The organism is Varibaculum cambriense (assembly GCF_032557235.1).
In the GTDB taxonomy this organism is placed as follows: domain Bacteria; phylum Actinomycetota; class Actinomycetes; order Actinomycetales; family Actinomycetaceae; genus Varibaculum; species Varibaculum cambriense_C.
Map to the genome: position 1 here is coordinate 169,326 of NZ_JAWGMB010000001.1, position 23,412 is coordinate 192,737.

Genomic DNA, 23,412 nt, shown 5'->3' on the forward strand with positions numbered 1-23,412 from the left:
CCAGGCGTTCCTTCTTTGCTAGCTGCGTTGCCCCCGGTTAGTGGCCTGGAGCGTAATGGCATTAACCAATTCCCCAAATCCCCCATCTGCATCGGCTGCTAGTGGCCATAAAGAAGTATCGGTCATCCCCGGAACCACATTTGCATCGATGAACCAAGGATTTCCGTCAGCATCAACAATTAAGTCAATCCGCGAAAAATCTTCTAACTCCAACACCCGGTGGCACTCCAAAGCCAAAGCTCTAACTGAGTGATCTAAATCGTCTTCTAAAGGAGCCGGTGCAAAAAATTCAGTCCTGCCAGTTAAATATCGGGCATCGAAATCATAGCGACCCACATCGGTGCGGATTTCCACCGGCGGAAGCGCCCGGGCAGTGCCTTGTTCTTCCACGATCGATACTGAAATTTCACGTCCCTTAATAAAACGCTCAATCAGTACCTCATCATCATAGGCAAACGCATTGACCATAGCCGTCCGCAATCCGCCCTCATCTTCCACATAGGTAATTCCCATAGCGGAGCCACCTCGAGAAGGTTTCACCATCAGCGGATATCCCAAACGCTGAGAAACTTCCTTGAGCAAAGTATCTGCGCCTACCTGGCGAAATAGAATCTGAGGCAGCGCTACTGATTTTGGTGTACGCAGGGCGTTTTTTTCGACTACCGATTTGGCAACCGGTTTGGAAAGAGAAATCCGGCATCCCTTAGGACCGGATCCCACATATGCTAGTCCGCTTAACTCTAATAAGTCCTGGAGGGAACCATCTTCACCTTCGCGACCGTGAATAATTGGCCACACTACGTCGGGATCAAAGTCTCTTAAAGAATTAAGTAAATCCCGGTCAAGTTCTAAACTTTTTAGTTCGTGTCCAAAACGGCGTAATTGGGTCGCTACTCGATTCGCCGAGCGCAGGGAAACCTCCCGTTCATGCAGTTGACCACCGGTAATAATCGCAATTTTTAAGGTAGCGTCATTAGTCATTGCTCTTACCTTTCTGCTGGGAAGCAAATAGCGTAACCAGTTCCATTTCCCGATGAACCACCTTCGCTAGCCGGCGCACGCCCTCGCGAATCTCTTCCGGAGTGGGATAACAAAATGAGAGTCGAATATTATGATGTCCCTGGTCTGAGGCATAAAAAGCAGTTCCCGGAGTGTAGGCAACCAGTTCACTAACAGCCCGATTTAGCATAGCTTTGGAATCTAGTCCTTCCGGGAGGGTGAGCCAGGTATAGAAACCACCTTCGGGGATTGTCCAGGCACATTCAGGCAGGTAATCATGTAAGGCTGCAAGCATGGCGTCACGACGACCGCGGTACATCTGCCGGTAGGTATCGATCTGTCTGCGCCAATCATAATCACGCAGGTAGGCATGAATAGCCATCTGGCCTACCATCGAGGGCGATAAAATCGCAGATTCTGAAGCAACCACTAGTTTGTCTCTTACCGCTGGCGGCGCGTAAGCCCAACCGATCCTAAAACCGGGAGCAAATATTTTAGAAAAAGAACCTAAGTAAACTACAAGGTCAGGGGCGAGCTCAACTAAGGGAGTCATGGTTTGTCCCTCGAAACCTAGCAGGCCGTAGGGGTTATCTTCCAAAACCAAGACACCATATTTGCGGCACAGCTCCATTAGCTGTTCCCGCCGGGAAGGGGACATGGACACACCAGCAGGATTATGGAAATTGGGGATGGTATAGAGGTACTTAATCCGTTTACCTTCCGCGCGAACCTGCTCTACGGTGCGGGCAAACTCTTCAGGAATCAAACCTTCTTCATCTAAGGGAATATGGCGAACATCTGCTTGGTAGGCTTTAAAGACACCTAAGGCTCCTACATAAGAAGGCGATTCGGCTAAAATCACGTCTCCTGGTTCAATGAAAAGCTGCGTGACCAGGTCTAACGCCTGTTGGGATCCGGTGGTAATCACCACGTTATCCGGGTTGGCATGGATGCCTTCAGCGGCCATAACTTCGGTAATAGATTCACGCAAAGGCGCCCACCCTTGACCGCCACCATATTGCATCGCCTGTTCGCCATGCTCGAGCACCAACTGCTGGGCACTATTAGCTAGTTCTGCTAGCGGAAGATCATGAATATTGGGCATCCCTCCCGCTAGAGACACCACCTCGGGACGGGAAACCACGGAAAACAATGCCCGAATTTCAGATTCGCGGAGGTTATGAGCTCGCGCTGCGTAGGAATCCTGCCAAAGGTCGAGATGGGTTCCATGATTTTGCGCGCTCATTTACGTCTCCTTTACTAGATTAATTGCTATTTTCGCACGAAGAAGCCAGGTGACCAAAGCTAAAGCCAGAAAAAGCGCAAAAATCGAGTAAAACTCCTTCACTGGACAGAGGATTTCGAATCGTTATCCTCGGGATTTTCCCGCTTTTGACTGCGTAAATACCAGACCAAGATTCCAAAAAATAATACTAATAAAACTATAAGTAAAGGCAAGAGAAAGTCAGGAAGCATCCCCGCTAGCTTACTAATCTTGGTTTCCAAAGTTACCTGCTGGCCGGAAGTAAGTAGGGAGCTAATATTGGTACCCCCAGTGATTAATAGCAGCACGCCCACTAGGGTAAACACCAATCCCGAGATTAAAGAACCCCAAGTGGTTTGCCGACCTAAAAACTTTAGGGGACGAGGGTGGAATAAACGCTGTTGCCGGGCAGTTAAGGAACCCCAGATTAAGGAAAGTAATGCAACCGGAGTGAACATTCCCAGGGCATACCAAAACATCAGCGCGCCGCCGCGCAAACTAGAACCGGTTAAGGTGGCGGCTGAAAGCACTGCCCCCAAGATAGGGCCGGTACAACCGGAGCCAGCTAACCCATAAGAAATACCAAAAAGAAAAATACCAATGACGCTAGGGCGGGTTGCGCCTCCTAAAGCCTTGGGAAGAGGCAGTTTAGGTAAGGGCAGCGCTAATACTTGAGCGATACCTAAAAGAGTAATTATTACCCCAACTATCAGGGTGAGCAGATGCGAGTTAGAAAGCAACCAGCCACCAAGTCCTCCAGCAGCAAACCCTAAAGGTACTAAGGCGATAATTAGACCAGATAGGAATACTAAAATTCGTTGCAGAAGTCGCGAACGATCCTCGAAAGCACAGGCAAAAAAGGCGGGAAGTAAAAATGCCCCACAGGGAGCTAGGAAAGTAACTAACCCCCCTAGGTAGGCAATAGTAAAGTTAATTGACATTAGCGTGTTTTAGCCGTTTTCGCTGCAATTTCAATAGTTTGAATAAAGCTGTCGGCGGGCAGAGCACCGGTGATTACATAGTCGTTTATGAAAAATGCAGGAGTGCCACCCAGTCCTACTGCTTGGGCGGCCGAAGTTTCCTTTTTGACCGTGTTCGCGGCGTCATCGGCCTCTAGATCTTGGTTAAAACGAGACAAGTTGCTCACCCCGCTAGCTTGGGCGACCTGGGTAACCAGTTGTTTATTCCAGCTGATATGACCATTACCATCTTGAGCCGCTAGCTTGGTAGCAGCTTCTACATACTCCCAAAACTTCCCTTGCTTAGCTGCTGCGATTGATCCGGCAGCTGCGAGGTCAGAATGGTATTGCGAGGCGAAAATTGAAAAGTTATTGAACTCGATACGCAAGGTACCGTTGTCTACATACGGTTTCAGCTGCGGAAAAACAGCTGATTCATACTGGTAACACATGGGACAGGAAAAATCAGAGAACTGAATCATAGTAACTGGAGCTTTAGGATCACCGATTGCCCGCGGATCCGCCTCATCGTTACGATAAAAAGATTTAATTACCTTTTTTGCCTGTTCGTCGCTGACGGCAGTAACTCCTTCAGGAAGTTGCTCGCTTTGGCGCTCGGTCGATTGGGCGCTTTGTCCACTTTGAGTAGATACGGGAGTCTGACTCGGGCTAGCAGCACTATCATTGTTAGAACCAAGATAGTAGGCAATGAAAAAAACTAAAACCAGCAACGAGATAGCCAGCAGCGTAAGTATCATTACGACGACTGGTTTCTTTTTATTAGGCGCCGGGCTTTGGGAGTCACTCATAAACTTAATACCTTTCTTCACCTCTAGCCTAAGGCAGATTAGGCGAAGCGAGCTAGTTAGTTATAGCACGTCACGTCGCTGCAGGTACCGCATCGCGAGCCAACCAATCGGGGCACGCATCCAAAAAGTCAGTAACCTATAAAGCAAGGCTCCAGATAGGGCGATTGCACCCGGTACGCCTGCCACTTGCAAACCACCAGTCAGGGCTGCTTCCACCGGGCCGAGGCCGCCAGGGGTGGGAATCATAGAACCCAAAGTGTTTGATACTAGGAATGTAACGGTAATGGTAGCTATCGGCAAATGGTAGCCAAATGCGGCCAGCGCACAATAAAATGCTGCTACCTGCAGGCCAGTCTGCATTAAACATCCCAGGGTGGTTAGAGTCATTCTGCGCGGACTAGAAGTAATCCAGATTAGGCGCGGCCAAACCTGGTGAAAGGTGGGTTGGATTTTGGCCCAGATCCATTTACGCACCTTTGGAAGGGTAAATCCGGCCACTAGCAGTGCCACTATTGACAAGACAGTTGCCAATACTGTCGATGAAGGAAGACGCACGTTCATAGAGGTACCGGTAAACATCACCATGACTGCTAGCAGCGCTACCGTAATTACGAACTGGAACAGTTGCATTAAGGAAACGGTAGCGAGGGCGAGGGCGCCGGTCATATTTTTCTTGGTTAGATACCGCAGGTTAAGGGCGCCTACTCCTACCCCCGCGGGTACTACTAGCGAGGTTACCGAACCCGCCAACTGCAGTAGGAATAGCTCGCCGTAGCCTAAGCGATTCGGGGTTACTGCTTGCAAGGAAAGTGCTTGCCCGCTACTCATAGCCAGAGAAAAGAAAGCGCCAATGAGAATCCACCAGGCGTTGGCGGTAGAAATCGTGGTATAGATTTCTTTGAAGTTTAAAGAACCTAAAACAATCAGTACTGCCATAACTCCCAAGGCAGTAAATAGCAAAGAGGAGTAGGAAAAGCGGCGGAGCTGAGCTCTAGGAACGGTTGCGGGATCCGTCTGGGCTTTGGAAAGCAGCTCCTGGCGCAGGGTTGAAAGTAGCGGGTTCTTGCGAAGTTTTTGTCTAGTTGCGGAAGGCAAAGCCAAAGTTTGTAGTACTGGCACCATCGCTTCGATTTGGGAAGATGGAAGCACTGCTCGCATCGCGGCGACAGCCCGATCCTTTCCGAGGTAAAGACTAGTTAGAACTAGCAACTGTACCTGGTCAATTAGAATCGACATTTTAGAGGCTGCGACTTCTCCGTCAGACCAGTTTAGAAAGTATAAAGATCCATCAGAGCCTAAACATAAGTTTTCCGCATTAATATTACGGTGAGCCAGGCCATTTTGATGAGCTTTTAACAGTTGCGACCAGGCAGAATGTAGCTGTTCCTCCGAAATATCAGAGGGAGAGAGGCTAGCAAAGGGGCGTAAGGAAACATCGTCCTCGAAAATATTGAGCATGGTGCTTCCATAGTGAGCCAGGCCGTGGTAGGGGCGAGTATTAAGTTGTGCTCGGGTGGTCATCGCTCCCATAAGCGCCGCATATTCCCCGTTTTGTCGCACTGTGGCAGCGGTTGATTTGGAAAAAGAACGTAGACGCAGATTAGTCCAGATTCCAGTGATCCAGGTAGAAAGACGGGAGTCTCCGTCAGTTGCTACCATGCGGTATCGACGGTTATTGTCAGCAATTACGCTATAAACCCTTTCACCGGGTCTTACCGTTTCCGTAAAGGATTTAAGATCGCTACCGGCAAAGGTAGATAGTTCTAAAACTGGATCAACCTCTAGCAGTTTCCTTTTCATTTCGCCCACTAGCACCAGGGAACCACTTTCGGTAGTGAAAGTAACCTCTTCGACGCATAGCCGGTCACCTTCCGTGGGGGGATCGAGACGTAAAATCATCCGGGGAGTTATTCCCACTTGGATAAGGGCAGTAATTAAGGCTCGTCCCGTCGGGCGGTAGTTACGTACCCCCCAGAGGTAACGTCCCAGACAACCGGTTAGAGTGCCTAAAAATACGGTGATTAGCGCGGAAGGTAAGGTCATACGTCCCTGTAAGACCGCTAAGACTAAAATGAACCAGGTTATTACCCACAGCACTCGTAATAACTGGTCACGTCGGCGTTCACCTGCCACCGTCATCATGGCCACAACCGAAGTAAAGGGAATAGAGATTGCGACTATTGATCCCTCAACTGACCACACTTTCAAAGCATTTGAAAAAACGTAGGGAAGAGCGGAAATCAATGCGGAGGCGCCTAAAGCTATCATTCCCCCGATTACCGCAGTAAAAGCTGCTTGAAAAGTGCGTACCCATTGGCGACGCAGCGCCAACATAGCTATTAAAGCGATCGGGGCTGCCAAGATAAATAGGTTTTGCAACATGGAAAGCGGAAGGAGCAGAATCTGCGCCAAAGTGGTGTTTACGAATACTTTGGTCAAATCCTGGGCAACTGCTTGGGTAGTGGCATGGGCGTAGATAGCCATTAGCACCACCAACACGATCACCACTAGGTACACCCCGGCACGCGCCAGGTCATCGATGCGTCGCAAACGGGAGTTCTTAGTATCGACAATTTCGGTGAGGTGTCGATCAAGCAGTGGACTCGCCGTCTCTCCCGAAATATTCATGTCTTGATTCTATGTGTAATCAAGGTACATACCTAGATGTGAGCTTGCGCCCAGCCTGCTTTTTAGCATGTTCGCTTTTTGGCGCGCTCGTCTAGGATGAGAAAGGAGTATGAATTATTCTCAGGAGGACGAATGTTTGCGTCTGTAGTAGCCGCGGGAGCTTTGGATTATCTGACCGACCCGAATCTTCTGCTCAACACCCTGCTAGCGGAACTTGGTGGCTGGATGGTGGCTGCGGTGGCGCTGATAGTTTTCATTGAGTCTGGGGTCTTATTCCCGGTGCTTCCGGGTGACTCGATGATTTTTGCCCTCGGCATTTTGCATAACCGGATACCTGGGGTGCCGGAATGGTTAACCTTCCTAATACTTTTTATCGCTGCTATCTGCGGAAATATGGTGGGGTACTGGTTAGGACGTAAATATGGGCGACGGCTCTTCAAAGATGATGCCCGCTATTTATCAACCGAAAACATGCACAAATCTGAGGATTTCTTTCGTCGCTATGGCGGGGTGGCGCTAGTATTAGCGCGGTTTGTACCATTTGTTCGTACCTTTGTCCCCATCATTGCCGGGATTGGCAAACAGAATTACCGCTTATTCCTAATCTGGAATATGGTGGGTGCCGCTCTCTGGATCGGAGCTTTTATGCTGGCCGGCGTGCTATTGGGAGATATCCCGGTGGTAGCCAATAACGTTGAGGTAATCGCAATTGCGATTGTAGCTATCTCGGTACTGCCGATGGTGTTCAGCTACTTTAAGGCACGTTCCCAGAAGAAATCTGCCGACAAATAGGATAACCGGGCTAGGAAATAGCTAACGTTTGCCCTATTGGGCGCTTAAAAGTTAGATAGCTTTTGCGGTGTTTACTGATCGCGTTCGATAGCCACCACTTCGTATCCGGCATCTTTGATGGTGTCCCGGATAACCTGATCTTCTATCTCGTAGTCGGTAAGGATAGTTACCTGACTGGGTTCCTCCGTGCGTAGCAACACTGACACCCGTTTGACGTTATCTAAACTCTCCAAAGCTTCCGTGACATGCTCTACGCATTTATTGCAGGTCATGCCGGTGACCGCAATATCGATAGTGCGATCGTTGGCTTTTTGTTCGGGTCGTTTTGTTGGAAAAAACCGCATATTGCATCCTCTTCTCTATTAATCCTACTTAGGCTAAAGTTTAATCTCTTGTACCAGCTTTGCAATGCTGAGTGTTAGCAACGCCAAGAGATAACAATACGGGGCAGGAGATTGAGGGAATCTCCTGCCCCGTACCTGACCAGTCTAGAAACCGTTAAGTCCAGTTCCCAGTGGACTTAACCGTTCATCAACGATCTGGTCAGGGCTATGGCGCCACCTGCGCCGATTAACCCAAGAACTGCGATCGCGGCAATGGTGCCCAGTCCGCCCATGCGGTCAACCACGCTGGGGTTCACATTGGCATCTCTAGCCGCGGCGGGCGCAGAGGGCGCCGCCTTGGGTTCTTCTACTCCCTGAACTTGACTGGCGGTCCCATTGCCAGTTGCTTCCTGCCCATTCCCGGACCCTTCCTGAGCCGGTTTTGCGGAATTGTTCGCGGTGGTAGAAGAGTTGTTATTACTTGCGTTATTAGAGGAAGTTGTGGGAGCCTCCCGGTAACGAATCGGACCGGGAACGGTTACGGTGCGAGTATTATCGCGATTTTGGATAACGGTGCGTACCCGAGTGGCCTGTGCAGGAGCCGGATTTGTAGCCTGTCCCTGAGGAGCTGCCTGCCGCACTGATGAACTAGGCGCAGTAGCCGGCGGGGCAGCCGGAGTGGTTTGCTTAATTTCTTTAGAGCCTTTGTTCTTTGACGCAGCGTCAAGCGTAGGTGCCTGGCGATCTACTGTCGGTGCTCCAGAACTATCGGGAGTTTCAGTAGGTTTAGGAGTCTCGGGAGTGTCAGGAACTTCGGGGACATCAGGATGACTGGGTTCCGTATCCGGGTCAGTTGACGGTGGCGGAGTCGGGCGAGTATCCAGCACCTTGAAGTCGGCTGCTTCCGGGGCGCGGAACTGGTGCAAGGTTAATAGCGGATTCCAATCCTGCTTGACTGCCTGCGGATTCACTAGGAACTTTTTGATTTCCAGGTACTTATCAAAAGTATTATTTTCTAAAATGGTGCTGAAATCGTATTCGCAGCCAGTGCTGACTTTCAAAGCTCCGTAGATCTCGTCCTCAAGTTGAACGAATACCCAGGGGTGTAGATCCTTTACCGAGTCCTTAAAGTGGTAGGTGCCGGCCAGACCGAGACCCGAGCTCCCTACCGAGCCTTGTAATGCTCGCGAGCTATCGTTAGCGGCCGGATCAAAGGTATACATGTATCCGCCAGCATTGGGGTTTGTGTAGCTGTCGCGACTGGCAAACGGGTTTTGGTCAGAGTCGGAAACAGTTAAAAACCAATCTTTACCAGCAGGGAGTTTATTAATTCGCACATTTTCATAGCCCAATTGATCTGAGCCAATGCATCCGGTTAAGAATTTGGGAGTGTTGGCCACCGAGGTAGATACCGTAAGGTTACCGGCTGGAGATTCCTCTGCCAGGTTACCGGCCGCCGCGACCGCTAAGAGACCGGCAGGTATTAATGCCGTTGCGCAAACCCCGGAAACTAGGGTCTTGGCGAAGTTCTTAAGCCTCATGATTAAATCCCTCATCTATTGCGGAGCCGCTATTGGGAACGCTCCATTTATCTGGTACCAGTTCTAATCTTACCGCTTGGTTAATAAATTGCCAGCTGATAATTGTCTCATTTAGGTGATATACATCATAAATGGCTGGTAGCAGGTTAAACGCTCTGATTATGACACCTCAAATATTGGGAATTCGCCCCGAAAAAGCTTCTTTTCAATACTTACCGCCTGGTAAGTATTAGTTTTTTAATGCTTCCCCGGTGGCGAGTTCGCTAGCGTATCCGAAGTAGGTTTTGGGGCTGAGTGCCAGCAACCGAGACTCGGCGTCCTCAGAAAGTCCTAATGAAGTTAGAAACTCTTTCATCGCTGCCTCATCAACTTTGCTATCACGAGTCAGTTCTTTCAGCCGCTCATAGGGCTTATCCATCCCGGGAGTCCCGGCTAGTCCTTCAACCCGCATCACCTGTTGTACGGCCTCGCCCAGTACTTCCCAGTTCTGATCAAGGTCGCGCGCCATTACCTGGCTCGCCACATCTAATCCCCGCAAACCTCCCTGCAGATTGGATAGGGCGAGCAGGGAGTGACCGATAGCAACCCCAATATTGCGTTGGGTAGAAGAATCCGTTAAATCACGCTGCAGGCGCGAAGTAACTAAAGTCTGCGCCAAAGTTTCTAGCAGCGCACAAGAGATCTCCAGATTGGCTTCCGCGTTTTCAAAGCGAATCGGATTCACCTTATGCGGCATCGTAGAAGACCCCGTGGAGCCTTGAGCCGCCAAGTTCTGGTGGAAGTAACCCATCGAAATATAACTCCAGCAATCGGTTGCCAGGTTATGCAGGATCCGGTTAGTGCGTGCCAAGTCGCTATAAAGCTCACTTTGCCAGTCGTGCGATTCAATCTGGGTAGTAAGCGGATTCCAACAAAGACCCAGATGTTCCACAAACGACTTAGATAACTGTGGCCAGTTAGCGCTGGGCACCGCTACTTTATGTGCCGCCCAAGTACCGGTAGCACCATTAATCTTGCCCAAGTATTCAGTTTTTTCAATCCGGGAAAGCTGGCGGCGCAACCGGTGGGCAAACACTGCCATCTCTTTACCTAAAGTTACCGGAGTGGCCGGTTGCCCATGAGTATGTGCCAGCATGGGAACCGTGGCCGCCTGGTGAGCTAACTGCGAAAGCTGCTCCACCAGCTGGCGCGCTTGCGGTAGCCACACCTGTTCCACCGCCGCTTTAATCCCAATTCCATAGGCCAAGTTATTAATATCCTCAGAAGTACAAAAAATATGTACCGCCGCCAGGTAGTTAGGCAGGGAAGTGTCGCCCAGAACTTCCGAGGCTCCGCGCAGGCGGGCTTGCAGGAAATATTCCACAGCTTTCACATCATGTTTAGTTTCAGCTTCGATTTGTTTAAGCTCCGCCACTTCAGCTTCGCCGAAAGTAGTGATCAGCGAGCGCAAATAGCGTTTTTCGTCCTCGTTAAAGGGGCTTACCCCCTGCAATACCTGGTTTTCTGCCAAGAAAATTAGCCACTCTACCTCAACTAATAATCGGGAGCGGTTTAAAGCCGGTTCGGACAGGTAGTTGGTGAGCGCACTAACCTGACCGCGGTAGCGCCCATCTAAGGGACCTAAAGCAATATCGGTTTTGGCGAAATTAAAGCAGTCATCAAAAAGGGTTTGCATAACTCTATTATGGCACGAGGTGGCGAGGCAAAGTTCCAGCGAATGACCGGGCGAAATTTGAAACCTTCGGACAGGGCGAGAATAGCGATCCGCGGACAATTTTGAAACCCGAAAGCGCAGCGAGCAGAAAAAAGGCACACTTAGGTTATGAGTCAGGTTCGATTACGGCAGGTACTTTCCGACCTGCCCGCCTATGTTGCCGGCAAAGGCGATGCCGGAAAAGTAGTAAAACTATCCAGTAACGAGCTGCCTTTTCCGCCGTCAAAGCCGATTGTCGAGGCCGGGGTGCAGGCTCTGGCCAGCACTAACCGCTACCCGGATGCCATTGGGGGCAATCTGGTAGCAAAATTGGCGGCGCATTACCGGTTAAACCGGGAGCAGGTGGTGGTAGGCCCTGGATCTATTCAGGTGCTAGCGAATGCGTTAAGTGCCGTAGCACAGGCGGGAAATAACGTGGTCTATGCCTGGCGTTCATTTGAGGCCTACCCGATTCTAGTGGGAATCACCGGCGCCTCTTTGCGCCAGATCCCGCTTAATAGTGACGGTAGCCATGACCTGGACGCGATTTTAGGTGCCGTAGACGAAAACACGGCTGCGGTTATCCTGTGTAGCCCGAATAATCCTACCGGGCCTTCTTTGACCGGGACTCAGGTTCGCGAGTTTTTGGCGGCGTTGCCTGCCCAGGTATTGGCGGTTTTGGATGAAGCCTATTTCGAGTTTGATATTTCCCCCGGTCACGTTGACGGGGTGACTTTACTCGCGGACTTTCCTAATCTGCTGGTGCTGCGCACTTTTTCGAAGGCCTACGGTTTGGCTGGCTTGCGTTGTGGCTACGGTTTAACTAGCCCTATGCTCGCGGAAGCGCTCCGCAAAGTGGCTACTCCTTTTGGGCTCTCGGCGGTGGCGGAAGCGTGCGCCCTGGCGGCACTGGCAGATGATCAGGCTATGCGCTCCCAGGTGTTGCAGATCTGTAAGGAGCGCGAGCGACTTCTTAGTGAATTGCGCAATCTTGGTTGGACAATTCCGCAGGCAGGCGGCAACTTTATCTGGTTTGCCGGGTCGGTAGGGGAGCAGATTCAGGCGGCAGCGCTTTCCCAGGGGATACAAACGCGGGGCTTCCCCGAGGGCGTGCGGGTAACTATTGGTAGCCGGGCAGAAAATGATCAGTTCCTGGCGGCTATGAGCAGCATAAAACCCAGGTAAATCGTTATTTGGTCAAGCGTTGCCGGTATTGAGCCGGCAGTTATTAGGTAAGTAATTCCCGGTAGCCCCAAAATAGGTCGCGCCGCCAATCAGGTACGGCGGGATCTACCAAGATGGCTTGGGGAAGCTTGCGGGTGAGCTGTTCTTTCAGGGTAGCCGGTATCGCTTGGGGAACTCCCCCGCTGTCTACCAGAAAAACCACGGGCCACCTGCCAGGGTTAAATCCCTGAAAGCTGGCGGTTAATGCCTGCAGCGTGAGTCCGGTTGGTACCGGGAGGTTGGGCGTTAAAGCAACCAGTTGCCCGGTATGTGCGCTATTTGCCGGGGTGATATCTAAGGATTCCGAAGCTATCGGGGTGAGGGCGTCCTCGGTAGGAATCCCCGCTACTAGGGATGCTAAACGGGGGAGATCATGGGCTTCTAAAGTGATCTCAAATTGTCCCCCCGGGTTAAGGAGGGCACCTATTGGCTGAGATTCTTCGGTGCCCTCGCGGATCGAATCAAGATGTTCAGTTAAGAGGGCGGCGTTAACTGTGGGGGATGCGGGGGAGCGCAGGCGGGTAGCGTAGGCAACTAAAAATTGGGAGTCTGCTTGCGAGCGGAGTTCGCCGCTACTGTAGACGGGGTAGATCGCGAGGGCGCGCAGCAACGGTTCCAACCTGCCGGTAGCTATCGTCATGTAGACGGCTTGATCCAGCGGCTGATCTTTTTCTCTTTTCAACCGGTAATCGCGCACCCGGCTACGGAAGGATGTTTTCATTTAGGGGTGTAGGCGGGAAAAAATAAGTAATCCGATACCGGTTAGCCCGGCAGCTCCCAGACCTAGGGCAAATACGGCTAGCGAGGAAGAGCGAATCCACTGCTTGGTAGCCAGATCAGTAGAAGTACTATCTGCCTGGAATTTCAAGGGATTGTCATTAGCAGTCTGGCTGCCAGAATTGGAGCCGTTAGCAGCGGCCGAGCCAGGATTAGTATTAGAGTCCGGATCAGTTCCCGCAGCATTTTCTGTCTGGGAAGAACCAGTTGCCGGATCGGGCAGGGTGGGGAAGGCGTTTGCCGGAGGTTGCGGTAGCTGGGCGCGACTTAGCGAGCCACCGGTGCGCGACAAGTTAGTGCCTACTAGCTGCGAACTTGCTTGTAGTCGCGAAGAAGAAGACAGGTTCGGGTTACGTGCCGTACCGTTATGCCCGTTCGTAGGTTTCGAGGTGGGACTAGTTCCCGGATTTGAGGTTCCGTCCTGATCTCCGTGACCGGGTGTGGAAGTACCAGGGGTGGTTTTTCCCGGATCAGGAGTGGGGGGATTTTCAGATCCTTCCCCGTCCTTTCCATCAACAATATCCTGTAACTTTTTAGGAACCGAGGCTTCCTTCCCAACGATAAAGGTATAGGCCATTTCAGTCTGGTAAGACTTATCGGGATTATGCGGGTCAGTAGTGATGGCTTTTAGGTGAATGGTATAAAAACCGGACTGGCTAAAGCGCAGATTAATCCAGTCTTCTGTGCCTATTAGGCGGTTATTAAAGCCGCTGTCGGAACTGTTTTTAGCCACGGAGTGGGGCATTTCTTGGTAGTTGTGACTAGACTCGCTAGCCCGTGATTCTATCCTTGTTCCCGGTTCCCAAGTATCCACTTTGGTTACCTGGAAAACGGTCTGAGTTTTAGCACTAAAACCAGAGGAGGTCAGGGCGGACTCATCTGAGGTAAAAAGCGTTCCATAATAGACCGGGGCGATAGCCTGCCCGTTTGTATCGGAAGCAACCCGCACGCAGGTACCAAATTTAGGCTTGTAAGTGGAGACTTCTTCACCCTGTTCATTTACAGTTTTAAAGGTTCCGGCATCAATGAACTGATTACTGGGATCGACCAGAGACTTCCAGGTCGTATTGGTATATCCCAGGTAGGTTTTCTCGCCCGCATATCCCAAATAAATCGGGGTGTTTTCGTGTACATCATTAACAAACTCGGCCCCACCAGGGCAATTCTTTTGTGTCCAGTCGTTAAGATCCTGGATCCGGCCAGCTGGGTTGGTAGTGGAAGTGCTGGTGGCCGGCGTGTCGGAAGGGGTGGCAAGCGCGAAGGGAGCAGAGCAGAAGCCAATGCACAGCGGCGCTGCTGCCACTAGGATAGTGGCGGCAAAACTGCTGATCTTGCGCAGAATGCTCATAGTAATCGGAACTTTCCTACCCAACCTATTAATACATTTAATAGTGTATCACAACATTAAAGCATAGCGATAGATTTTTAATCGAATTCAATCAAAAGCGACTAAAGTCCTGGGGTGATGAGGTTTCGATTAGAATAACAATGTAAACAATTTTAACTTAACTATCATTGCTTTCAGCTTCGGCCGCAGCTTGCATCGCGGAAGGTAAGGCCTCTAAAATCCGTCCTACTGCCCGATCATCGTGAGCCGAAGATACAAACCAGGCTTCAAATCCCGAAGGTGGCAGGGCAATGTTTTCCTCTTCCATTGCGTGGAAGAAGGCGCGGTAACGGAAAGTTTCTTGCGTATTGGCCTGTTCGAAATTGGTTACTCCGTCTTGTGCGGGAAGTTCTCCAAAGAAAACGGAGAACAAACTGCCCGCCCGGTTGATTTTCAGGGCAACTCCTGCTTCTTCGGCCTCCTGCTCAATCGCCCCGATGAGGGCATCGGCAACTGCACTAGTGCGGGCATAGACTGTATGATCTGCAAGTTCTAAAGTTTTTAGTCCGGCAGCAGTAGCCAAAGGATTACCCGAAAGGGTGCCTGCCTGGTAAACCGGGCCGAGCGGTGAAAGCTGCCCCATGATTTCGCGGGAGCCTCCCAGAGCCGCTAGTGGCATACCCCCGCCAATCACCTTGCCAAAAGTAAACAGATCCGGTACGAACTCTGCTTTTTCGAGCTCACCTGCCTGCCAGCGAGCCAGCTCGTCCTCGCCGGAAAAATCGGGAAGTTTAGCGGGAAGGTCTACCCAATAATCGTTTTGCAATCCCCAGTATCCAGAAGGACCGACCCGGAAACCAGTTAGCACCTCATCGGTAATCATCAACGCCCCATACTTGCTGGTAAGTGCGCGAATATGTTGGTTAAAACCGGGCAGTGGCGGTACGACTCCCATATTGGCGGGGCAGGATTCACAAATAACTGCCGCGATCTGTTCGCCTTTGCGCTCGAAGGTTTCGGTAAGAGCCTCAAAATCGTTATAGGGAAGCACCAGAGTTTCGGCAGCTACGGCGGCAGTTACCCCCGCAGAGCCAGGTAAGCCTTGAGTGGCGACTCCAGAACCAGCCGCGGCGAGCAGGCCATCGGAGTGACCGTGGTAGCAACCCGCAAATTTTACGATCAGGTCACGTCCGGTTACTCCGCGCGCCAAGCGGATGGCGGTCATGGTGGCTTCGGTGCCAGTAGAAACCATGCGTACCTGTTCGCACGAAGGCATCCGAGCAGTGATGGCCTGCGCTAACTTGGTTTCGCCTACCGTGGGGGCACCAAAGGAAAGGCCTTTAGCGGCAGTTTCTTGCACTGCGTGTACTACTGGGGGGCAAGAATGTCCCAGTAGTGCCGGCCCCCAAGACCCCACTAGATCCACAAAAGTGTTGTCTTCCTCGTCTCGTATATATGCTCCGAACGCCTCTTTAATAAAGTGCGGAGTGCCGCCCACGCTTCCATAGGCGCGAACCGGAGAGTTAACTCCCCCGGGGATCGCTTTTTTGGCTTGGGCGAATAGTTCTTCAGCGGATCGGGATTCTTGCTCACTCATGCGCCCATTATCGCCCACAAGTCCCCAAGAGGCGATAATTGCGGCCTTTACACAGAACATTATTTAGTTTTTTTCATTATTTTCTGCCTGCGCGAAGCTGATACTACCTAGGGCTGAACCGGCTGGGGGAACAGGAAAGGGGAAGGGATGAAAGATTTCGCGTTGCGCGCCTTGGTTTGGGCGCAAACCCGGCAGGCAATTGCGCGGCTAAGAACTGAAGAGGACGGGATGACCACCGCCGAATACGCCATCGGTACTTTAGCGGCAGCCGCCTTCGCTGGTCTGTTGATGGCGGTCATTAAGGGAGGAGGGATAAAAAGCGCGTTAACTGCAATTATTAAACAAGCACTTTCGATTTAAAGTGACAACAATATTTGGGAAACATCCGCAGTCGGCGCAGTTTATTAGATGGCTGCGCCGACTGTGGCAAATGCGTCGGGATTGTCAGGGCGGTTACGCCACTGTCGAAACTGCTTTGACCCTGCCTGCCTTGGTGGCGGTAGCGGTGATGGGTTTAGGCGCTGGGGCAGCTGGCGCCGCCAAGGTGCAAACTTGTGACGCGGCGCGGACGGCAGCACGCGCGGCGAGCATCGGAAAAACGTGGCCAGGTGGCGGCACCATCAAGGTCAGCGTAGACAGTAGTGGACAATGGGTGCGCGCCGCGGCCAGCAAAAACCTGGTGGGGAAAGCAAAACTTTTACCCGCGGTGACCTGCAAAGCTAGCACGCTAAAGGAACCAGAGTTAGCGATGGGAATAGGCCCGTGAAAACTGGGAATAGTCGCGCAAAGCTATCCCCCACAGCGGCGGAGGCGGGGTCGGCCACCATTTGGGCGGTGGGTTTTATTAGTTTGTTAGTGGCGTTGACGGTGGGGATTGGATTATTAGGGGGAGCTTTAAGTGCGAAGGCACAGGCACAAACGGGGGCTGACTTTGCGGCTCTAGCCGCCGCCCAGGCTCACTTTTATGGCACCGCGAACTCTCCTTGTGCCGTGGCTACTCAGGTTGCCCGAGAAAATGAGGTGTCCTTAGATTCCTGTATTTTGCGCGTTAGGGACGTGCAAGTTTCGGTGCGGATAAAAACCGTTTTCAACTGGCAGCTTAAAGTTCATTCCCGAGCCGGTCCCGCCATTAATCCTCCTTAAAACACTGGTTTAGGTGGCAGTTCCGGCCGAACCAAAGCTGCTAAGTAAGAACTCTAAAAGATCCCGGCCGGCAGGTTTAGAAAGCATTTCGTTTCCATTCCCGCACTTGGGGGAGTGGATACAGCGCGGACACCCCTGTTTGCAGGGACAAGCGGTGACTTGCCGATAGGTTAAATCTAGCCAGGTTTCTAGCTGGCGAAAACCTTGTCGGGAAAAACCGGCACCTCCGGGGATGCCATCGTAAATAAACACCGTGGGCAGTCCAGTTTGGGGATGCTGGGTTAAAGATAATCCCCCCAGATCCCAACGGTCACAGGTAGCCACCAAGGGAAGTAAAGCAATCAGGGCGTGTTCGGCTGCGTGCAACCCCCCGCCCAATAGCTGTTCTTCGTTTAGCTGCAGCTGTTTAACCAGCTTTTCTGTTAGCGTGAACCAGGTGCCGGTAGTTTGCAAGGTTCGGGTGGGACAATCCAATTGGAAAGTGGCTTGATAAACATGACCCGGCAGGCGCAATAGGTCAAAAGAAGTAACCGTGGTTTGCACTTCGATCCGCCCGTAATGCCAGCTAACTGCCGGCGAAGGAGTCAGCGGGGCGGCTTCTTCTGAGGTAATCGAAATACTGGTATCCGTGTTGGGGCGGGTACGTAGCTTCTTCGGACCGGGAACCACCTCCGCGATATCGTCATCTCGGCGAGAAACCTGCCAGACGCGGCCTTGATGCACATAAATCGCATCCGGGTGCAGCACGCTGTCCGCCCGGGAACTATCAACCGTGCCAATTACCTGGGCGCTTTCTGATTCAATAATTTGTACTTGGCCACTATCTCCGCGAAGCTTTACTGCCTGCCAGGGCGAAAATCGCTTGGTGATATCGAAACAAAGTCCCCCCGGTCGATCTACCAGCAATCCTTGCCGGAGAAACTGAGACATGATTTCGGTGCTAGCTTCCCCAAATAAAGCAGTATCCTCACTGGTTAAAGGAAGTTCTGCTGCGGCACACAGCAGTTGCGGCGCCAGCACAAACGGATTTTCGGTGTCGAAAACTATTTGCTCGGCGGAGCGAAAAATCTCTTCCGGGTGGTGAGCTAGAAAATCATCTAAAGGATTATCGGAAACCACCAAGATGCCTAAGCCTTCTTGCCCGGAGCGACCAGAACGACCAAGTTGCTGAAAGAAACTGGCGCGGGTTCCCGGCCAAGAACAGGTGATGGTGGCATCCAGTCCGGAAATATCGATTCCCAGTTCTAAGGCAGAGGTTGCTGACAGGCCTTGTAGCGTACCGGTACGTAACTCTTTTTCTAACTTTCGGCGCTCTTCGGGCAGGTAACCGCCGCGATAGGCGGCCACTCGCGACATTAACCCCGGGTTACGGGTACTTAGCTGATCCCGGGCGATCTGGGCAATAGTTTCTACTCCCTGCCGCGAGGGCGCAAAGGTCAACACTCGCCCTCCGCTATTTACTAGCTGAGCCAGCAGGCGTCCGCCTTCCCAAATGGCGGGGTAGCGCGGCCCCTCTGCCGCCTCAGCCCCTTCAGCTGTACTCTGGTCGGCGGCTTCTCCAGTTACTCTTGGCTGTCCTGCCGAGACGCTGCTAAACGAGCCGCCCCCCTCACTGGTTTCCCACGGGTTTTCGTCTTCCCAGGAAGCGGGGTCACTATCCTCGATTAGCGGCGGGCGCCAGACGAAAACCGTGCGGGCACCACCGGCGGAAGTGTCGCGGTCAATAACCTCTAGCTGACGCCCTCGTCCCAACAGGTTAGCCCCATGAGCTGCCGGATTAGCGGTAGTAGCCGACAGTAAAGCAAAGACCGGTTCAGCTTGGTATTTACGAGCCAGGCGACACAGGCGGCGTAAAATCAAGGCCACATTTGCCCCCAGTACCCCCCGGTAATAGTGCGCCTCATCCACAATCACCAGCGATAATCCCCGCAAAAAGGGGCGCCAAAGCTCGTTATGGGGTAGCAATGCGTAATGCAGGAAATCGGGGTTGGTCAGCACCACCTCGGCACCTGCGCGCGCCCACTTTTTAACTTCCGCAGGACTATCGCCATCTACCGGGGCTACCTGGAGATCCAGTGCGGCCAGGTTTGCCCAGTGGGTCAAAGCTGTCGCCTGGTCACGAGCTAAGGCCTTGGTAGGAGCTAAGTAGAGGGCGGTGGGACGGATGCCCACCAGGGACTTATGGCGGCGCGCCAAAAACGCGAGCCACGCAGCCAAAGATTTACCGGACCCGGTTCCGGAAGTCAGAATCACGTCCCGGCCGCTATATAAAGCATTTGCGCAGCTAACTTGATGTTCCCAGAGACGGTCAATTCCATCAGCTTTCAGCCCTGCCTGTAAATCTTCTCCTACCCAACTCGGCCAAGGCGCAAAACTGGGGCGCCTCGCAGGTAATACGGTTTCGTAAAGCAACTGGTCGCTGCTAAAGGAACGCAATCCGTCCGCCAGGTTAGCGATACTCACCGGAATCTCCCTTGTTGACGCGGAAATACTACTGATTAGAACCTGCTTTCAAATCCCGGTGGTTGTGGAAACCACAGGGGTGACAAATTAAGGTTAAAGCATGACTAGCGCGCTGAGAAGAGGACTGACTGCCGGTTACGTGCGTCGTTTTTCGGTAGCGCTATTTGCGGCCGTGTTATTTGTTGCCTGCTACCTGATTTTTGTGTGCACCCGAGCGGGGCAGGCTACTGATACGCTCGCCATGTTCGCTTTATCGAACCTCAATAGTTCTTTTACCCCTTGGGATCAAGCGTTACTGCGGGAATGGTATTTATTTGTTTTAGTTCCACTAATCGCCGCAGCCGTGATAGTTGCCCTGGTAAGAAGACGTTTTGCCCTGGGGGCACGGATGCTGATGATGGTGGGAGCCGCCACCGTCACCACCCAGATCCTAAAGCATCTGGTGCTTTCCCGGCCTGCGCTAGGAATCACCTACTATATGACGAATTCCTTCCCCTCTGGTCACACTACGACCGCCGGAGCAGCCGCAGTAGCGCTGGTGATGGTAGCGGCTGATCGCTGGCGGGAAGTAGCTACCTATCTATCGGCGCTGGTGCTCTGGTTAGTGGCTTTAGCGGTAATCGTAGCGCGTTGGCATCGCCCCTCTGACGTCTTCGCTGCCATTTGCGTAGTCGCCGTGTTTTCTCTGCTGCTTTCGCCTCTGGAGCTGGGGGGAGAGCGGGGGCAACGGGCTCTGCGGCGAGGACGGATCGTTACTTTCTTCGCGGTGACTATCTTTGTAGTAGGGACAGTGATGGTCATCTACTGTTATTTTCAACTAAGGGCCGGTGCCCCTTATTTTTCTGCCGGCAGCGCCAGCAGTGACCTGCGCCAACTCGCGGCCACGCGTCACCAGCTCGCCCTCTTGCTGGCAGGAGGAACCGTGCTCACTCTCGCCGGAGCCTGCTGGGTTTTTATTTTCGAAGTCGCGCGAGCCGGAATGCGCACCCTAAAATCGCCCTCTGCATCCGCCTAGGTCTTTTGCCCCAAAGGGTTTTAGGACTTAGAGTGCTCCCATTAGTTTGCGCTGGAGGTTATTTCCGCCCCCGCCAGCAAATATGAGAAGAATCAGGGCAAACACAATATCTAGTGGTTAGTATTTAGGAAACCTACTATATCTCGTGTGTCTTTACCTGTTTCCGCCCGCTTGTGCCTATAGTCGATAGCGGTGGCTACGAAGCCGTAGACAAACAAGAAGAATTTGAAGGAACCAGAAGAGGATGAAAATGGTACCCCAAACGAAAACGAAACACCTGGTTGATCCCGCTCAGACCGTAAATGAGTATCTATCCAAGGCTGATTGGCGGGTAAATGCTAATGCGAACCAGGGCTATTCATTGGGGGGATTAATCCTTAACTCTTCGGGCAAACTGATTGCCAACTATTGGCTCAACGAGGTCTACACTCCCGAAATTGGACAGGCGCACCGTGAGGGCGACTACCACATTCACGATCTGGATATGTTTGCCGGTTACTGCGCCGGCTGGTCTCTAAAGCAGCTGCTGCAGGAAGGTTTTAATGGGGTTCCGGGTGCGATTGCCTCGAATCCGCCTCGCCATTTTTCTTCCGCCTGCGGGCAAATCGTAAACTTCCTGGGAACTTTGCAAAACGAGTGGGCTGGCGCTCAGGCTTTCTCTAGTTTCGACACCTATATGGCGCCGTTTATTCGCAAAGATAACCTGGATTACGAGCAGGTTCACCAGTGTATGCAGGAACTGATTTACAACCTGAACGTGCCCAGCCGCTGGGGCAGCCAGTGCCCCTTCACTAACCTCACGTTCGACTGGACTTGCCCGGATGACCTGGTAGATGAAAACCCCTTGATTGGGGATGAACTAATGGACTTCACCTACGGGGATCTAGCCGCAGAAATGGAGATGATCAACCGGGCGTTCATTGAAGTGATGACCGCCGGGGATGCCGATGGACGGGTATTTACCTTCCCCATCCCCACCTATAACATCACCCCCGATTTTGATTGGGACTCCCCCAACACCGATCGGCTATTTGCGATGACCGCTAAATACGGTCTGCCCTATTTCCAGAACTTCCTAAATTCGGATCTGGATCCCCATATGATTCGCTCCATGTGCTGCCGTTTGCAGCTAGACCTACGGGAACTCTTAAAACGAGGCAACGGGCTGTTCGGTTCGGCAGAACAAACCGGCTCCCTGGGGGTAGTGACCATTAATATGGCTCGCCTCGGCTACCTTTACAAGGGTGATCTAGAAGGGCTCACCCGCCAGCTGGATCACCTAATTGACCTGGCCAGCCAGTCCCTCGAGAAAAAACGGGAAGTGATTTCCTGGCATATGGATTCCGGTCTGTTCCCCTATACCCGCCGTTACCTGGGCACTCTCGATAACCATTTCTCCACTATTGGGGTAAACGGAATGAACGAGATGGTGCGTAACTTTACCGATGACGCGGAAGATATTACCGGTGAAGTGGGGCATAAAATGTGTGCTGACCTGCTAGATCATATCCGGGAGCGGATGGTGCAGCTACAGGAAGAAACCGGGCACCTCTATAACCTGGAGGCAACCCCGGCCGAAGGCACCACTTACCGTTTTGCCAAAGAGGACGCTAAACGCTTCCCCGGGATTATTCAGGCAGGAACTAAGGATGCACCCTACTACACAAACTCTTCGCAGCTGCCGGTAGGCTACACCCAAGACGCGTTCCAAGCCTTAGAGGAACAGGTGGAACTGCAAGGTAAATACACTGGTGGTACCGTATTGCACCTTTATATGGGCGAGGCGATGAACTCCGCGGAATCCTGCAAGACCCTGGTACACCGAGCGCTCTCGAACTTCAAGCTGCCATATATTACGATTACCCCCACCTTCTCGATTTGCCCAGTTCACGGGTATTTATCGGGTGAACATTTTGACTGTCCGAAGTGTGCCCAAGAAGGCAACCACGAGCAGCCCTGCGAGGTGTGGACGCGGGTCATGGGCTACTTCCGTCCCGTTACCTCCTTCAATACCGGTAAGCAGAGCGAGTACGCTGAGCGCACTACTTTCTCGCAAGAGTTAGCCGGTGTCTGATTTTTCCGCAGTTAACGGGGAGCCCAGCCTGCTAGGGCAGTCCAGGCAGCTTAACATCGCGGGTCTAGTCCCGTTTTCCACCGTGGACTGGCCAGGGAAGATCGTGGCGAGTGTGTTTTGCCAGGGGTGTCCTTGGCGCTGCGCCTATTGCCAAAACTATGAAATCTTAGATTTCAAAGTGCCCGGCGCGGTGCCGTTTGCGGAGCTAGAAGAGTTACTAGGACGCCGAAAAGGACTGCTTGACGGAGTGGTGTTCTCGGGCGGGGAAGCGCTGGCGCAGGCGGCATTAATCCCGGCGGCTCGTTGGGTGAAATCGCAAGGTTTCCAGGTGGGGTTGCACGCGGCGGGCGCTTATCCGACGCGTCTGCAAGAAATGTTGGCAGCTGGTTTGCTCGATTGGGTGGGGCTAGATATTAAAGCCTTGCCCGCCGACTACCGGCAGGTGACTGGGGTATCCGGTGCAGATAAGGCTTTCGCCTGCCTAGATGCCGTGTTGGCCAGTAGTGTTGACTACGAGGTGCGGTTAACTGTGTACCCGGGACACCCGGGAAAAGTGGTGGAGTTGGCGCGGGATTTGGCGACGCGAGGGGTAAAAAACTTTGCCTTACAGCAGGCACGCGAGTTGGGAGCCTCTCCAGATTTTCAGGCGCAGGCTCGCGGCTGGGATAACCAAGTGAAAACCTGGGCTAAGGAAATCGATTCTTTGGGATTTGAAGAGTTTTCTTTCCGTCCTGCTTGAGGACGCTGATAACTTAGGTGCGCTTTCGTTTCACTTTTATCAATA

20 protein-coding genes are annotated in these 23,412 nt (G+C 52.3%); 8 read left to right on the plus strand and 12 right to left on the minus strand.

Annotation, left to right across the window (positions count from 1 at the left end):
* Positions 1–18 precede the first annotated feature (18 nt).
* From E6072_RS00675 to E6072_RS00695, 5 genes are all read right to left on the minus strand, one after another.
* Complete coding sequence (locus E6072_RS00675; protein ID WP_316693093.1) at positions 19–981, minus strand: D-alanine--D-alanine ligase; 963 nt, start codon at positions 979–981, stop codon at positions 19–21.
* On the minus strand, positions 974–2,245 hold the full coding sequence (locus E6072_RS00680) for a PLP-dependent aminotransferase family protein (RefSeq protein ID WP_316693094.1): 1,272 nt from the start codon (positions 2,243–2,245) through the stop codon (positions 974–976). The genes E6072_RS00675 and E6072_RS00680 overlap by 8 nt, the downstream gene beginning before the upstream one ends.
* 98 nt (positions 2,246–2,343) lie before the next feature.
* The gene (locus E6072_RS00685; protein ID WP_316693095.1) at positions 2,344–3,204 is read right to left on the minus strand and encodes a cytochrome c biogenesis CcdA family protein; all 861 of its coding nucleotides are present in this window, start codon (positions 3,202–3,204) and stop codon (positions 2,344–2,346) included.
* Positions 3,204–4,031, minus strand: a complete 828-nt coding sequence (locus E6072_RS00690) for a thioredoxin domain-containing protein (RefSeq protein WP_316693096.1) — start codon at positions 4,029–4,031, stop codon at positions 3,204–3,206. Before E6072_RS00690 ends, E6072_RS00685 begins: the two co-directional genes overlap by 1 nt.
* 60 nt (positions 4,032–4,091) lie before the next feature.
* The gene (locus E6072_RS00695; RefSeq protein ID WP_316693097.1) at positions 4,092–6,659 is read right to left on the minus strand and encodes a lysylphosphatidylglycerol synthase transmembrane domain-containing protein; all 2,568 of its coding nucleotides are present in this window, start codon (positions 6,657–6,659) and stop codon (positions 4,092–4,094) included.
* A gap of 132 nt (positions 6,660–6,791) precedes the next feature.
* Between E6072_RS00695 and E6072_RS00700 the strand changes: the two genes are divergently transcribed.
* Positions 6,792–7,451 (plus strand): DedA family protein, encoded by a 660-nt coding sequence (locus E6072_RS00700; protein ID WP_278605330.1) that lies wholly within the window; start codon positions 6,792–6,794, stop codon positions 7,449–7,451.
* A gap of 71 nt (positions 7,452–7,522) precedes the next feature.
* Here the strand turns inward: E6072_RS00700 and E6072_RS00705 are convergent, their stop codons facing one another.
* The 3 genes from E6072_RS00705 to purB all read right to left on the minus strand — a co-directional run bounded on the left by E6072_RS00705 (position 7,523) and on the right by purB (position 10,990).
* Positions 7,523–7,795 carry a heavy metal-associated domain-containing protein gene (locus E6072_RS00705; RefSeq protein ID WP_316693100.1) on the minus strand — a complete coding sequence of 91 codons (273 nt, stop codon included), beginning with the start codon at positions 7,793–7,795 and terminating at the stop codon, positions 7,523–7,525.
* Between the two features lie 176 nt (positions 7,796–7,971).
* Positions 7,972–9,315: a hypothetical protein gene (locus tag E6072_RS00710; RefSeq protein ID WP_316693102.1), complete on the minus strand. Its 1,344-nt coding sequence runs from the start codon at positions 9,313–9,315 to the stop codon at positions 7,972–7,974.
* Positions 9,316–9,544: 229 nt separating this feature from the next.
* Positions 9,545–10,990: an adenylosuccinate lyase gene (gene purB / locus E6072_RS00715; RefSeq protein WP_316693103.1), complete on the minus strand. Its 1,446-nt coding sequence runs from the start codon at positions 10,988–10,990 to the stop codon at positions 9,545–9,547.
* A gap of 147 nt (positions 10,991–11,137) precedes the next feature.
* On the opposite strand from purB, the gene hisC reads away from it, so the two are divergent.
* Positions 11,138–12,193, plus strand: a complete 1,056-nt coding sequence (gene hisC, locus E6072_RS00720; protein WP_316693105.1) for a histidinol-phosphate transaminase — start codon at positions 11,138–11,140, stop codon at positions 12,191–12,193.
* Positions 12,194–12,236: 43 nt separating this feature from the next.
* On the opposite strand, the gene E6072_RS00725 is transcribed toward hisC, so the two are convergent.
* From E6072_RS00725 to E6072_RS00735, 3 genes are all read right to left on the minus strand, one after another.
* The gene (locus tag E6072_RS00725) at positions 12,237–12,953 is read right to left on the minus strand and encodes a hypothetical protein (protein ID WP_316693107.1); all 717 of its coding nucleotides are present in this window, start codon (positions 12,951–12,953) and stop codon (positions 12,237–12,239) included.
* Positions 12,954–14,357 carry a hypothetical protein gene (locus E6072_RS00730; RefSeq protein ID WP_316693108.1) on the minus strand — a complete coding sequence of 468 codons (1,404 nt, stop codon included), beginning with the start codon at positions 14,355–14,357 and terminating at the stop codon, positions 12,954–12,956. It abuts the gene before it with no gap.
* Positions 14,358–14,514: 157 nt separating this feature from the next.
* Positions 14,515–15,933 carry a glutamate-1-semialdehyde 2,1-aminomutase gene (locus E6072_RS00735; protein ID WP_316693330.1) on the minus strand — a complete coding sequence of 473 codons (1,419 nt, stop codon included), beginning with the start codon at positions 15,931–15,933 and terminating at the stop codon, positions 14,515–14,517.
* A 147-nt stretch (positions 15,934–16,080) separates the two neighbouring features.
* On the opposite strand from E6072_RS00735, the gene E6072_RS00740 reads away from it, so the two are divergent.
* Genes E6072_RS00740 through E6072_RS00750 form a run of 3 tightly spaced genes read left to right on the plus strand, consistent with a single transcriptional unit; the run spans position 16,081 to position 17,076 of the window.
* Complete coding sequence (locus E6072_RS00740) at positions 16,081–16,293, plus strand: DUF4244 domain-containing protein (protein WP_024059604.1); 213 nt, start codon at positions 16,081–16,083, stop codon at positions 16,291–16,293.
* A 1-nt stretch (position 16,294) separates the two neighbouring features.
* Complete coding sequence (locus tag E6072_RS00745) at positions 16,295–16,699, plus strand: TadE/TadG family type IV pilus assembly protein (RefSeq protein ID WP_316693109.1); 405 nt, start codon at positions 16,295–16,297, stop codon at positions 16,697–16,699.
* The gene (locus E6072_RS00750) at positions 16,696–17,076 is read left to right on the plus strand and encodes an Rv3654c family TadE-like protein (protein ID WP_316693110.1); all 381 of its coding nucleotides are present in this window, start codon (positions 16,696–16,698) and stop codon (positions 17,074–17,076) included. The genes E6072_RS00745 and E6072_RS00750 overlap by 4 nt, the downstream gene beginning before the upstream one ends.
* 9 nt (positions 17,077–17,085) lie before the next feature.
* Here the strand turns inward: E6072_RS00750 and E6072_RS00755 are convergent, their stop codons facing one another.
* Complete coding sequence (locus E6072_RS00755; RefSeq protein ID WP_316693111.1) at positions 17,086–19,539, minus strand: DEAD/DEAH box helicase; 2,454 nt, start codon at positions 19,537–19,539, stop codon at positions 17,086–17,088.
* Between the two features lie 100 nt (positions 19,540–19,639).
* Here E6072_RS00755 and E6072_RS00760 point away from each other — a divergent pair, with 100 nt between their 5' ends.
* The 3 genes from E6072_RS00760 (at position 19,640) to E6072_RS00770 (ending at position 23,367) form a co-directional block, all read left to right on the plus strand.
* On the plus strand, positions 19,640–20,554 hold the full coding sequence (locus tag E6072_RS00760; protein WP_316693113.1) for a phosphatase PAP2 family protein: 915 nt from the start codon (positions 19,640–19,642) through the stop codon (positions 20,552–20,554).
* Between the two features lie 250 nt (positions 20,555–20,804).
* The gene (locus E6072_RS00765; protein ID WP_399334896.1) at positions 20,805–22,628 is read left to right on the plus strand and encodes a ribonucleoside triphosphate reductase; all 1,824 of its coding nucleotides are present in this window, start codon (positions 20,805–20,807) and stop codon (positions 22,626–22,628) included.
* Entirely contained in the window at positions 22,621–23,367 is a 747-nt protein-coding gene (locus tag E6072_RS00770; protein WP_316693117.1) for an anaerobic ribonucleoside-triphosphate reductase activating protein, read from the plus strand. The genes E6072_RS00765 and E6072_RS00770 overlap by 8 nt, the downstream gene beginning before the upstream one ends.
* Positions 23,368–23,412: the final 45 nt, after the last annotated feature.